The sequence below is a fragment of the Petroclostridium sp. X23 genome, assembly GCF_030013905.1.
In the GTDB taxonomy this organism is placed as follows: Bacteria; Bacillota; Clostridia; order SK-Y3; family SK-Y3; genus X23.
The window spans coordinates 2,474,657-2,488,400 of sequence record NZ_CP124862.1 but is presented as its reverse complement, the minus strand read 5'-3'; the positions used below and the strand labels follow the sequence as shown (position 1 = coordinate 2,488,400).

The 13,744-nt window shown below is 39.6% G+C and carries 13 protein-coding genes and 1 pseudogene; 13 read left to right on the top strand and 1 reads right to left on the bottom strand.

The genetic code is table 11. The features are described 5' to 3' along the window. Nucleotides 1-31: 31 nt before the first annotated feature. From QKW49_RS11800 to QKW49_RS11785, 4 genes are all read left to right on the top strand, one after another. Nucleotides 32-445 (top strand): hypothetical protein, encoded by a 414-nt coding sequence (locus QKW49_RS11800; protein WP_282867730.1) that lies wholly within the window; start codon nt 32-34, stop codon nt 443-445. Between the two features lie 121 nt (nt 446-566). Beyond that, nucleotides 567-2,000, top strand: coding sequence for a hypothetical protein (locus QKW49_RS11795; protein ID WP_282867729.1), 1,434 nt, complete (start codon nt 567-569; stop codon nt 1,998-2,000). Then, the gene (locus QKW49_RS11790) at nt 2,000-3,205 is read left to right on the top strand and encodes an SPFH domain-containing protein (RefSeq protein ID WP_282867728.1); all 1,206 of its coding nucleotides are present in this window, start codon (nt 2,000-2,002) and stop codon (nt 3,203-3,205) included. The genes QKW49_RS11795 and QKW49_RS11790 overlap by 1 nt, the downstream gene beginning before the upstream one ends. A 163-nt stretch (nt 3,206-3,368) precedes the next feature. Then, complete coding sequence (locus tag QKW49_RS11785; RefSeq protein ID WP_282867726.1) at nt 3,369-4,733, top strand: AbgT family transporter; 1,365 nt, start codon at nt 3,369-3,371, stop codon at nt 4,731-4,733. Between the two features lie 73 nt (nt 4,734-4,806). Here the strand turns inward: QKW49_RS11785 and QKW49_RS11780 are convergent, their stop codons facing one another. Next, the gene (locus QKW49_RS11780; protein ID WP_282867725.1) at nt 4,807-5,823 is read right to left on the bottom strand and encodes a LacI family DNA-binding transcriptional regulator; all 1,017 of its coding nucleotides are present in this window, start codon (nt 5,821-5,823) and stop codon (nt 4,807-4,809) included. A 664-nt stretch (nt 5,824-6,487) separates the two neighbouring features. Between QKW49_RS11780 and QKW49_RS11775 the strand changes: the two genes are divergently transcribed. The 9 genes and pseudogenes from QKW49_RS11775 to radA all read left to right on the top strand — a co-directional run bounded on the left by QKW49_RS11775 (nt 6,488) and on the right by radA (nt 13,702). Beyond that, the gene (locus tag QKW49_RS11775) at nt 6,488-6,697 is read left to right on the top strand and encodes a hypothetical protein (protein ID WP_282867724.1); all 210 of its coding nucleotides are present in this window, start codon (nt 6,488-6,490) and stop codon (nt 6,695-6,697) included. Further along, nucleotides 6,694-6,783, top strand: a pseudogene (locus QKW49_RS26050) (hypothetical protein); the annotation flags it as partial. The gene QKW49_RS11775 and the pseudogene QKW49_RS26050, both read left to right, overlap by 4 nt. A 27-nt stretch (nt 6,784-6,810) precedes the next feature. Next, the gene (locus QKW49_RS11770; protein ID WP_349239111.1) at nt 6,811-6,939 is read left to right on the top strand and encodes a hypothetical protein; all 129 of its coding nucleotides are present in this window, start codon (nt 6,811-6,813) and stop codon (nt 6,937-6,939) included. Between the two features lie 189 nt (nt 6,940-7,128). Continuing rightward, entirely contained in the window at nt 7,129-8,061 is a 933-nt protein-coding gene (locus tag QKW49_RS11765; RefSeq protein WP_282867723.1) for a response regulator, read from the top strand. Nucleotides 8,062-8,189: 128 nt separating this feature from the next. Continuing rightward, a complete protein-coding gene (gene cwlD, locus QKW49_RS11760) occupies nt 8,190-8,900 on the top strand; it encodes an N-acetylmuramoyl-L-alanine amidase CwlD (RefSeq protein ID WP_282867722.1) in 711 nt (236 codons plus the stop codon). Nucleotides 8,901-9,145: 245 nt separating this feature from the next. Then, entirely contained in the window at nt 9,146-9,712 is a 567-nt protein-coding gene (locus tag QKW49_RS11755) for a chromate transporter (protein ID WP_282867721.1), read from the top strand. Beyond that, the gene (locus tag QKW49_RS11750; RefSeq protein WP_282867720.1) at nt 9,709-10,302 is read left to right on the top strand and encodes a chromate transporter; all 594 of its coding nucleotides are present in this window, start codon (nt 9,709-9,711) and stop codon (nt 10,300-10,302) included. Before QKW49_RS11755 ends, QKW49_RS11750 begins: the two co-directional genes overlap by 4 nt. A 108-nt stretch (nt 10,303-10,410) precedes the next feature. Then, nucleotides 10,411-12,342, top strand: a complete 1,932-nt coding sequence (locus QKW49_RS11745; RefSeq protein ID WP_282867719.1) for a glycoside hydrolase family 15 protein — start codon at nt 10,411-10,413, stop codon at nt 12,340-12,342. Between the two features lies 1 nt (nt 12,343). Further along, nucleotides 12,344-13,702: a DNA repair protein RadA gene (radA, locus tag QKW49_RS11740; RefSeq protein ID WP_282867718.1), complete on the top strand. Its 1,359-nt coding sequence runs from the start codon at nt 12,344-12,346 to the stop codon at nt 13,700-13,702. Nucleotides 13,703-13,744: the final 42 nt, after the last annotated feature.

Here is a 13,744-nt window from a genome sequence, read left to right as displayed (position 1 = left end):
AATTAAAATATCATAGGGGTGATTAAAGAGGATGGCAGAATTAATTAGGTTGGGAGAGAAAGGGAAAATCGGCGTAAATGTAAAACCAAAAGAAGAAGCTATGGAAGAATACGATCTAAAGACAGAGGCTTTATCAACAGGCGGTTTCTGGATTATACTTTTTGTAATGTATCTGCCTGTTATCGGCTGGGTTGCAACACTTATATTTTCCTTTGGAAAAAATAAAAATTCTAATATACGGAATTTGGCAAGAGCAACATTGATAAACAAACTGATCCTTTTAGTAATGTTTTCTCTTTTGGCATGGGGCCTTCATATTGTCTATGAACACATTCGAACGCAGCTGAATTACTTATCTAAGCTTATTTCTTCTTTACCGGATAATCCACAGAATCTAGTAACCATACTTGAAAAAATAAAAGAAATAAGTAAGTACTTTCAATAGAAAACAAGGAAAATAGTTAAAAATAATAAAAGAAAGGATAAATGCAGACTGTCCATTTTTCAACCATATATATTTGTTGGACAGTATTACGGACATCGTCTGTAATATGCAGGGTGGCAATATGAAATCATTTCTTATTTTTATTGTTGTAGCAGGCCTATTTGGTTTTTTGATGCAAAAACTGGAAAAAGAAAAGACCTATAGACCGGAAGACGGATCAAAAAATGAATTTGAGCGGAGAATTAGTGAAGAAAAATCTCAAAGATTCAGAAATCTTTATTTTGATTTATTCAGAAACAGAAATATCAATACAATTATGAACAGTATGTCTGACTTATTGTTTCAGGCGCTCAATATGGAGATAAATAATCTTAACAGGCTGGGACTCAAAAGAGATATAAAATTCATTCCCAAAAAGGAAAAGGAAAGAGATGAATCCATAACAGTTTCAGATTTTGGGAAATTCTCCGTTACAGAAGAAAAATTGACAGGAAACTACCAGGAGAGTCTAATAGATACTACAAATGACACTGTATTATGGAAACGACAATTTTCTAAATCCAATCTGACTATGGTTTTGTCCAGAAATCCGGAGCAAAGAGAGAAAAAAGAATTTTATTGTCAGGGATGTGGAAGTCCAATTAAACTGGTAGGAGAACAGTTTATTTGTCATAATTGCGGAGCGAAGTATTCTTCTGACTCCTATGATTGGATTATCGGAGATATTAAGCTGTCTAATGAAGGACTTCTCGGGGGTACGAGCGGCGAAAAAACAAAGTCGATAATAACTGAAGAAATAAGTAAAAAAGCAGGGTTAGTCCTAGGTTATGCAATAATTGCAGTGGTTGTGGCAAGCTTATTTTTGGGGAAGAGCAGTATTGTTTCAACTTTGGCCGGCTGGGCATCAAATTTCTTGGTTTTTACAATGCTGCTGGGTGGGGTTTATTATATTTATTTAATTTTTCCCTATAGACACCTGATTAAGTATGATAAGATGAGCAGCCCTCAAAGGGTCAATGAAAGAGCGGGCTATTTATTACGGAGGCTTATGCTTACATATCAGAATTACCCGGGGAAAATGAAAGCATTTATGGATTCTTCCTTCTTTGAAAGGTGGAAGAATTCCTTGAAAACAGAAGAAGACCAACTAATCTTCACAGAGACTGACTTATCAAAGCTAAATATTAAAAAATTCTGGGTGAAAGACGGCAGACAGCATATAAAGCTGGAAGTTGCAACTTTCAATTTATATATAACACCAGAAAAAGTCATTAAAGAAACTTCGGAAAATATTGGAGTAATTCTATATAGAAATCAGAATGTATATTACCAAAATGTTTTTGATGTTCAGACATTCTACTGTGAAAGCTGTGGCATGCCAATGGATTTAGCTGCTGACGGCAAGTGCAGGTACTGCGGAGCAGAATACGATCTTGCAGACTATGACTGGAAAATTGAAGCACTATATAATGTGAGTGATGAAATTGCTAAAAAAGTAAATAGATTCATTATTAAAATTAATGACATTTTTAAAGGGAAAAAGGAGGCGGCATAATGGGATTGCTAAAAATTACTCTTGATAGTATAAAAGGAACAATCGGCACCCAGAGCTTAACCACCATCAGGTGTGATGATATGGGGGATCATATTCTGATGATGAAAAAAACCGGCAAGAATGGAATCATCAGAAACGGAAGTGTTATTATTGTGAATCCGGGCCAAATGGCTGTTATTGTTGATAACGGAAAAGTTTTGGATGCATCGGCAGAACCGGGGGCCTTTGAATTCAGATCAGAAGCTTCCCCATCCTTCTTTTCGGGTGATTACATGGATACATTTCGTGAAATGTGGACCCGTTTTACATTTGGAGGAGCAGGATTTCAGGATCAAGCAGTTTTCTTTTTAAATACAAAAGAAATACTTAATAATGGCTTTGGTACCCTTGCACCTGTAATGTACAGGGATTGGGAGCATTGCATGTCGGATGCGAGAAGACCGGGACATGTGGTACCTATCAGGGTAGGAATCAAGTGCAGCGGCAATTATACCTTTCAGATAGACCAGCCTGCACGATTCCTGGAGAGAATAGGAGGTACGGCTCCAATTTATGGTAAGGAAGAGCTTTGCGATCAGATGAGAATGGAGATCATAGCTGTTTTCCAGGCAGTATTGAATTCGCTTTGTGATGAGGGACATCAGGTATTTCCTTTAGATTTGCCTTCACAAGGCTTTATGATAAAAGAATTAATGCAAGAAAAAGTGTTTGATAAAAACATACGTGAAAGAGGTTTACGTATAGTTGATTTCCATATTATAAATGTAATACTGGATGATGAAAGCAAGAGAAAAATAGATGAATTTGAGCGCTCAGGAGATTTTGCTTCTCAACAGGCAGTTCTTACTAATGCTGTTCATGCAGCTGCAGGGAATGATGCAGGTGCCGGTGTGGGATTTATGAATCTTAATATGATGAGTCAGGCAATGGGAGGAATGTTCCACAGAACCATACCTTCTCCATCGATTGTTCAGAATGGGAATCAGGGACAGCAACAATCTCCGGGGGTTGACCAGACATTTATGCAGCAGAACAATAAGAACATGTCAACAGGCATATGCAGCAAATGTGGCGGTCAGGTCAGCGGGAAATTCTGCAGCAACTGCGGAACACCGTATGTGGTGAATAAAGAACGTTTCTGTTCAAATTGCGGCACGAAAGTACAGGGGAACTTCTGCTCCGATTGCGGTACAAAAATGGAGTGAAATCTATAAAATTATATCCAGAACCTGGTTAACCTTTAAGCTGTTGATGAATCATTACATTCTTTTACTGGATAATATATTTTTTTTATGCTAGGATAAAAGCAGAATTTCCAAAAAGGTGATGTAATGACCGGATTGAAAAGTAAACTGCGAGGATGATAAAATGGAGAAGCCACCACAAATAAAGCTGCCGCATACATTTGTCTTTCTGTTTATATTGGTCCTATTATCGTGCTTGATGACCTACATAATACCTGCGGGTTCCTTTGAACGTGTGTTTGATGAGAAGGCAGGGCAAACGCTTTTGGTTCCCGGAAGCTACTCGTATATGGAACAAAGTCCGGTGGCCCCATGGCTGATATTCCATAAGTTTTATGAAGCGCTGTGTTTACCCAAAACGGCCTCCTTAATGTGGTTGATTTTAATTACAGGAGGATCCTTTGAAATAATCATGGGAACAGGATGTTTGACGAAGCTATGCGCAAGGTCATTGAGGATTTTTCATGGAGGGGAACTCTGGATTATTCCGATTTTTATCAGTCTGTTTTCTGTTTTCGGGTTTACGATGGGATTAACAACGGCTTCTGTTATATTTGTACCTTTAGGGATTGCGGCAGCACATGCATTGGGTATAGACCGAATGTCAGGTTTAGCAATGATAACGCTTGGTGTCAATGCGGGATTTACAGCAGGAGTATTTAATCCATTTAGTGTAGGTGTAGCCCAGACAATTGCTGAATTACCACTTTTCTCAGGAGCCTGGCTGAGGTGGTTGACCCTGCCGGTTTTAATTGTGGTTACCAGTGCCTATATTATGTCATACGCCAAGAAAAATCGCCTGTCGATGGGTTATGAGAAAACACTGTCAGAAATGGACCAAAGCCCTATAAATCATAGTGAGAAATTTAGTCTGATTTTATTTTCAACTGGATTCTTGATTTTAACCATGGGTATCTCATTATGGGGGTGGAAAACCGCTGATATTGTTGTAGCATTTCTGGTTATCGGTGTTACGGTTGGCTTGGCGGCCGGATATAAAATATCGAATATTTGTGATTGCTTTATTGCCGGATCAAGAAAAATGATGAAAGGTGTCATTGTTATTGGAATTGCGTCAACTATACGCCTAATACTCACAGACGGAGGCATTATGGACACAATAACCTACTATCTGACGCAGCGGGTTTATCAACTTCCGCCGGTTTTTCAATTATTAGGCATGTTTTTGTTTAATGCGTTGATTAATTTCCTGATTACATCAGGTTCTGCGAAGGCAGCCTTGATTATGCCGATTATGACGCCGATGGCGGATTCTCTTGGGCTGTCTCGTCAGGCTGCGGTATATGCATTTCAACTGGGGGATGGATTAACTAATGTCGCTTCTCCTATTTCTACAACGCTTAATGGTGTATTGGCGGTCAGCGAAGTCACTTATGAGAAATGGATCCGGTTCTATGCACCGCTGGTAGGCATATATCTGATGGTCGGAGCGGTACTGGTTATATTTTCGCAGCTAATTGGTTATTAAGTAATCCAAATGATTTGTCAAGGAGAACCGCAGTTCTCCATTCGGTGACTGTTTTTTAGTATAGTTGCAAAGTTTATGCTGACACATTGCTTGTGGTATTTCGTATCACCAGGTTGGTTGTAAATACTTGATGAGGTACAATGGAGTCCTTTTGTTCAATTAAACGAACAGCTAGTTCAGCAGCAGCTCTGCCCAGTTCTTGCATGGGGGTGTGAAGCGTGGTCAGTTCTATACCTGCAAGCCCACTGATATATAGGTTATCGTGACCAATTAAAGATATATCCTCCGGTACACGGATACCATGTGCTCTAAGAGTGCTAAGTACACCAACAGCCATCAGATCACTGGCACACCAAATTGCAGTTGGCAGGCGGCTTTCAGAAATGAGTTTGCTAACCAAGTCACGACCTGCAGAACTTGTGTCGTCACAATGACCGGTTGTAAGAATATTCGGCTGTAGTCCGCGTTGGGTCATCTCATAGATAAAACCTTCTTCTTTTTGACGGATAGTATTATTCTCCGGGCCATATGTGAACAGAGCGATATTTTTATGCCCCAAAGTATAAAGATGCTGTACAGCAAGAGAGGCACTATAGCGATAATTGCAAGTCATCGAATATACTTCATCCAGTCCCGTTTTCCCACCTACAAAAATGACCGGCACATGTTCGCGACAAATTTCCTTTATATGAGAAACATCACTTGTGGATGAGGCTACAATCAATGCACCGACCCGGCTTTCACACATCATGCGGCAATGTTTCCTTTCCAGCTCCAGATTTCGGTGGCTGCTTCCCAACAATACCGTATAGCCATACTCTGCGGCAGCATTACTCACTTGATTGAAAACAGAACTGTAGGCTGTATTTTCTGCGAGCGTCGGAATAATCATACCGATTGCATTTGTATGTTTCGAAGAAAGACTGCGGGCTGCAGCATTAGGTGTATAACCGACTTCATCAGCAATTTTAAGAATACGTTTTGTTGTTTCAGGGGAAATGTCAGAACATCCGCGCAGTGCTCTGGAAACAGCAACGTGTGATACGCCGGCTATCTGTGCAATTGTCTTAATCGTAGGTCTAATGGCCATGAATGTTCTCCTTTGCAGTATTGTAGCAGTTATTCCTTTTGTCACCACAATGTAATATTTTTGTTAATTTCTTCAGTCAAATTGACGAATTTTACAACCTATGCTATTCTATATCATAACATACTTTCGCGTGAAAGTATAACTCGTAATTCATCCCCAAAATATAATTCAAATTTTTAAATAGTGAGAATGCAGAAAAGTATCATCATCTTTCACATGCATGCCAATAGAGGAAAGTATCTCACGATATGCCAACTATATACATCTTTGATGGAATTATTTTTATAGACGTTATTACATGAGCCTAAAGCTGGACTGGCAATAGGGGGAATTTATAAAATCAATATTTGTATCCAGTACATTCAGGGATATGCAGGCCGAAAGGGACATGCTCCATCTGGAGGTGATACCGAGACTTCAGGAAAAGGCCAGGGAGTATGGAGAGAGAATCAGTTTCACCGACCTTAGATGGGGGGCAATACCTGGAATGTTTGCTGACGGCAGCTGCTGTCATGGCGGAAGGCCTTGTCTGAAATTATTGGGTTTAAAGGTTGTACGCACATTAACCTAACCAGGTGCGAAAGTTGAATTGTTTAGATTAAAGGAAATTCTCAAAAAGATGATATGATGACTGGATTAAAAAGCTAAACATGAGGACGAAGATATGGAGAATCCAACACAAAAAACTACCGCATACCTTTGTCTTACTGTTTATGTTGGTCCTGATATCGTGAATATGCCTTATCGTCTGAGGGCATCCTACGAAAATGAAACGACCTCATATTACGCTGAAAACATGAATCCCCAAGGACAGATGGAATTTGGAGATTCACCCAAGATCTCCTGTGACAGAAATGGAGACACAATGTTATAGAAAACAATGATGATGCTAAATGGTTCGATAGAGCTTACAGTACAGTTGCTTCTGATATTATTAAAAATCAAACTGCAGATGTGGATTCTATATCCGGGGCGACTTACTCCTCAATGGGTATTAAAGAAGCTGTAGCCAACACTTTGATTAATGCATGGGGAGAAAATGCCAAGGCTATTGTGGATGATCTGCCTCAATCCGGTAAACAACAGCATAGAGGAAGAAGAAAACAAAACAATTGAGAATTTCTCAATGTGGCAAAATTCCTATATTTTATTCAATTGACTGTTTAATTTTGCAAAAGTATGTTATATAATATATAATGCTATTATTTATGAGTTGTGCGAAGTAATGGTTATCGAAAGAATGGTGGATAATTTACTTGATATAGGATTTAACCATAAATTGCCTGCCAGATGAGAGGCGTTGCTATGTTTAAGAAAAAGATTCTGGTCATTGATGATACCGAGTTTATGATCAAATTAATATCGGATATTCTGGAAAATGCAGAATATGAGGTAATAAAAGCATTTAGTGGAGCAGAAGGTCTGCTTAAGGTACGATCAGAAAAGCCGGATCTGGTTATCCTTGATATTGTCATGCCCGGAATGAATGGGTTCGAAGTATGTAAAATTTTAAGAGATGATGAAAGCAATAATCTCATGCCTATTATTATGCTAACAGCTCAAGATAATGAAGAGGATAAATTGAAAGGATTAGAGCTGGGTGCGGATGATTATATTACCAAGCCTTTTAATCCTCGTGAACTTATTAGCAGAGTCAGAAATACCCTTAAGCGGATTGACAGAAACAGATGGGCCAATCCGCTAACCGGTTTAAGAGGCAATATCGAAATACAGTCGGAAATAAACAGCCGGATTGCCAGAAAAGAGTTATTTGCAGTATTATACATTGATCTGGATAATTTTAAGGCATACAATGACGTTTATGGGTTTGCCAGTGGTGATAGGGCTATTAAGCTAACGGCAGATATTTTACATGATACCGTTAAGCTTTTTGGGAGCGGTAAGGATTTTATCGGCCATATCGGTGGGGATGACTTTGTAATTATTACTATCCCTGAACAATCCGAAAATATCGCAGAGGCCATTATAGAAGATTTTGATAGGAAAATATTAGATTTATATGAAGAGAAAGATAAGAAACGAGGTTATATTATTACTACTGACCGTTTAGGGAATCATATGAAATTTCCATTAATAAGTGTATCGGTTGCAATTGTAACCAATGAATTTAGGATTCTCTTTAGTTCTTTGCAAGTATCGGAAATAGCAGCAGAAGTTAAGAAAAAGGCTAAAGATATACTGGGAAGTGTTTATGTAAAAGATAAAAGAAAAGGATAGAATGAAATAAGACCGACAGATGCCGGTCTTATTTCATTCTATCCTAACATAGAGTCATAATGAAAGTCTAAACAGAATATTCTTATTATAAGACTATTTGGCAAAGGGATGATAATCGGATGATTCTAATGGTAAAAAGAACAAATCTTTTACTAATAATACTAATATGTATCCTTTCATATATGACCTTCAATTTATATACGCAGAATGATAATATTCCTACAATAGCACTTCCCACTACCAATAGAATTATTATCATTGATGCAGGGCATGGATATCCTGATGGAGGTGCATCAGGAAAAACCTCAGGGGTACTTGAAATGGATATTAACTTGAAAATAGCACAAAAACTGCAGGCATTGCTGGAGCAAAGCGGAGGAACGGTAGTACTTACCCGCGCAGATGATAATTCTATTCACGATGCCGATAAGAATACAATAAGGAGTAAGAAAAATTCTGATTTAAGAAACCGCAAAAGTATAATGGAGCAGAGTCAGGCGGATGCATTTATAAGTATACATCTCAATCAATTTGAGCAATCAAAGTATTATGGTGCGCAGGTTTTCTATTCAACAAATGATGAACAAAGCAAGGTGCTTGGAGAAGTCATTCAAAAAGAATTAATAGAAGGGGTCGATAACGGAAATAACCGGAAAGCCAAGCCGGCCACCAGCGATATCTATTTATTGAGAGAAGCATCCATTCCTGCTGTAGTCGTAGAATGCGGATTTTTATCCAATCCTAAAGAAGAAGAACTGCTTCAAAGTGACAGCTATCAAAAAAAGTTGGCATGGAGTATGTATGTCGCGTTAATAAAGTATTTTAATACGTTGCAATAGCGGGTATTTAGACAGTGCACAGATTTTCAATTAATAAGTTTATTATAGGTGCTATCATTCGACGATAGGGCCTTTTATTTTTTGAATTTTATGTTAAAATGTTTAAGTGGTTTGATTTAGGGTAGCAGTGAAAGTAAGGAACGACTGAAAAAGCGCTTAACGTTCGGGAATAGGGTTTTTTCAGTAAGCTCAGCCCTTTGCTGATCATTGCTTTCCATTTTAAAATAAAGGGGACTGATACGGTAATGAAAAAAATAGAGCTTAAAACATTATGGAAGATGTTTATGATTTTTTTTCGGATTGGCGCGTTTACCATAGGTGGAGGATATGCCATGCTGCCTTTAATAGAAAGGGAAGTAGTTGATAATCAAAATTGGGTTTCGGAAGAAGAAATTGTAGATGTATTTGCTATTTCACAATCTATTCCCGGTGTAATAGCTATTAATACATCGATATTTATCGGATATAAAGTAGGGGGTATTGTTGGGGCGATTGTCGCTGCATTAGGAGTAATATTGCCATCTTTTCTTATCATTCTTATGATTGCATTTCTTTTATTCAATATTGAGGAAAATGCATATGTACAAAAAGCCTTTACCGGTGTCAGAGCAGGCGTTGTAGCACTAATCGGACTGGCGGCTGTTAAATTGGGTAAAGCTGCGGTGAAAGATAAAGTAGGAATGATTCTGGCAGGGGCTGCCTTCATAGCCGTGGTGGTCTTTGATGCACATCCCATATTAATGATTATTGTTGGAGGGGCAATCGGGTTTATCGCATATCACAGGAAGATTAGAAATGAGGGGAAAGCATGATCTTATTCAAACTATTTTGGACTTTTTTTAAGATAGGGCTATTCAGTTTTGGAGGCGGATATGCGATGATTCCGCTGATTCAGGAAGAAATCCAAGCCAATGGATGGATAGAAGCACAAGAATTTGCCGATATAGTGGCCATATCCCAGATGACACCCGGTCCTATTGCTGTGAATGCGGCAACATATATCGGTGTGAAAACAGCAGGTGTATTAGGATCAGTTGCTGCGACGCTGGGCGTATCATTGCCATCATTTATACTAGTGATTCTAATAGCGGGGGTTATGGTTAAGTTTAAGCAAAACAGCGGCGTGGAGTCGGTACTGAGAGGAATACGCCCTGTGACGATAGGCCTCATCAGCTCTGCGGTATTGTTTTTTGCGGAGATGTCCATATTTACAGATGAACTGCCGTTTGAAAGAATAAAATATCTTTTGACAGGACAGACTGTCAATCTCTTCGAAGGGATCAACATACAACCTGGAGCAATAACCATTTTTCTGATTATATTGGTGGCGGTAAAAAAATTTAAGTTGAATCCGATTTTAGCAGTCATTAGTTCGGCAGTATTAGGAGTTCTTCTTATATGACCCAACGCATTAATTTATCTTTATTGAATATAATATCCTAAAGTAGTACAATTTTGCTATACATTGTATGATACAGTAATATTATTGATACAACTTGGGAGGACGGATATGAAGACATACTTTAATGACGCAGTGATTGGAAATTCAAGAGTTTTGGCATGTATTGATAAGCGTGGAGAATTGGTAAGGCTGTTTTGGCCTCACATCGATTATCCTCAGCATCTTGATAGCTTTCAAATAGGTATATATACTTCCGGCAGCAGTTACAGTACCAAATGGCTGCAAGGCGATGAGTGGGAACGCAGCCAGAGATATATTCCCGATACCAATATCGTTGAGACAGTTTATTTAAGCAATGATTTGGGATTTAGAATTACCTGCACGGATTTTTTAACAATAGAAGATAATGTTTGTATCCGGTATTTTGAAGTTGAAAATATCAGTCAAGAGAAGAAAAGTATAAATATGCTGGGCTATTCCAGCCTTACCAGTTCTATCGGTGATATGAGAAGTACGTTATTCGATTTTGAATTGGATTGTTTGGTACATTATCGTCACAATTATTATTTTGCGGTAGCTGCCAACAGAAAAGTAGTGGATTATCAAATAACCAATGACCCCTATAATGCAGCAGTACGTTCCGAGTTTTACGGTATTGATGACGTGGGTATGCTTGGGCAGGGCGTTCAGGCGTGGGAATTGGGAAGCATCCTACCGGGAGAAAAAAAGAACATTACGATTTACATTTGCTGTGCCCATACGTTGAAGGATGCCGCTTTAAGTGTATCACACATCAAAAGCAAAAATATATATGCGCTTATGCAGGAAACAGAGGATTTTTGGCTGGATTATCTTAAATCAGGGAAAGAGATAATAACCGGCAATAGAGAATTGGACGAATTATATCGCCGTTCTCTTTTGACTTTTAAGCTGATGAGTGATGAACAGACCGGAGGACTTCTTGCTGCACCTGAAATGGATGAAGAATTTACTAAGTGTGGGAGATATGCCTATTGTTGGGGTAGGGACGCGGCTTTTATTACTTCTGCTTTAGACCGTGCCGGTTATCCAAAGCTTGTGGAAAAGTTCTATCAATGGGCGGTAGATGCGCAGGCGAATGATGGTTCGTGGTACCAAAGGTATCATTTGGATGGAAACCTTGCTCCTTCATGGGGGCTTCAGATTGATGAGACAGGAACACTGCTGTGGGGAATGCTGCAGCATTATAATCTTGTTAAAGATAAAAGTTTTTTGGAATGGGCATGGGCGGCCATTCAAAAGGGAGCGGATTTTCTGATAGAATTCGTGGATAAAGAGAATCGTCTGCCTAAACCTACCTATGACCTATGGGAAGAAAGGATAGGCCAGCATACCTATTCATGCGCCGCGGTATATGCAGGATTGAAGGCAGCTGTAGAGGTGGATGGAATATTAGATAAAGATTATGTCAATCGTTCGGAGTGGGAAAGAAAAGCTGCAGATATGAGGAATGCAATAGAGAATGTATTGTGGGATCCGGTGCAGAACAGATTTTATAGAGCGGTCAATTCTACGGTACAAGGCTGGGGCTTTGAAGGTCATGGCGGGAAAAAAGAAATCGTTTTGAATCCCAAGGGATATAAAAAATGGGTGTCTGCATTGGATATAATGGTAGATATAAGCTTGCTGGGTGTTTCAGTACCCTTTGAAGTGATGGACCCGCAGCACCCTAAAGTGGAGAGTACGGCAAAGGCCATAGAGTATCACCTGACCTCACCGGAAATAGGAGGATTGAAAAGATATGAGACCGACGCATATATGGGAGGTAATCCATGGATACTGACAACGCTATGGATGGCGCTGTACCATATACGGGTGGAAAACTATGAAAAAGCAAAGGAATATTTGGAGTGGGCTGCGGCCCATAAGACATACCTTGGGTTTCTTCCTGAACAGGTTGATAAATATACCGGGGAAGCAGCGTGGGTTGTCCCGCTGACATGGTCCCATGCAATGTTTGTTTTGGTTTATCTGGAATTGGCGGAGAGAGGAAAGTTATAATATGGCAAAACAAAAGACAATTTTCATATGTCAGGATTGTGGGTATGAATCGCCCAAGTGGATGGGGAAATGTCCAGGATGTGGTGAATGGAACTCACTTGTAGAAGAAGTACAGCAAACACAAAATAAGGCCGGTACGATTACATTTAAGACGGCGCCGGTACATTTAAATGAAGTAGAAGTGACCCGTGAAGAGAGGCTTTCCACCGACTTGAAGGAGCTGGATAGAGTGCTGGGCGGAGGAATGGTGAGAGGTTCTCTCGTGCTGGTAGGAGGGGACCCGGGGATAGGAAAGTCTACCCTTCTATTGCAAATATGTGAGAACATCGGCAGAAAGGCAAAGATATTATACGCATCGGGAGAGGAATCGGTAAAACAAATTAAAATCAGAGCGGATCGGCTCGCGATCACCACACCTAACCTGTTGCTAATGGCAGAAACTAATATTGACGCCATTGTACAAAGCATCAATGACTTGAAACCGGATGTGGTGATCGTAGATTCAATCCAAACCGTCTTTAAACCTGATCTCACTTCGGCACCCGGAAGTGTCAGTCAGGTAAGGGAAACTACTATCCATTTGATGAGATTAGCCAAAGAAAGCAATACTGCAATTTTTATCGTCGGGCATGTGACAAAGGAAGGGACACTGGCAGGGCCGCGAGTGCTGGAACATATGGTAGATTGTGTTTTGTATTTTGAAGGTGAGCGGCACCAATCCTATAGGATTCTAAGGGCGGTAAAAAACAGGTTCGGTTCCACAAATGAGATTGGGATATTTGAGATGAGGGACAAGGGGTTGGTAGAGGTTGATAATCCTTCGCTGATGTTCCTATCGGGAAGGCCGATTAATGTTTCGGGTTCTTGCGTCGTATGTACATTGGAGGGCACAAGACCGGTTTTGGCAGAAGTCCAAGCGCTGGTATCACCTACCGGTTTTGGAATACCACGGCGAATGTCTACAGGGATAGACTATAACAGAATCTCTTTGCTTATGGCGGTATTGGAGAAAAAGGTAGGACTTCATTTGCAGAATCACGATGCGTATATCAATGTGATTGGTGGAATAAGAATTGAAGAGCCTGCAGCCGACTTAGGTGTAATTACTGCAATCGCATCAAGTTTTAAGAATTTCCAAGTTTCACCCCACACCCTGTTAATAGGAGAAGTAGGGCTTACAGGTGAGGTGAGAGCTGTCAATCAAGTGGATAAAAGAGTAAATGAAGCCTTTAAGTTAGGATTTAATGTATGTATAGTACCTAGTGAAAATGCAAAGAATCTTAAGCAAGAAAAGGACTTGAAAGTCATTGGTGTAAAAAGTGTAAGTGAGGCATTGGAAGTTATTGCACGAAACATTTAAAAGTAACAAATTAATGTAAATTACAAACTGATGCTGGAGGTT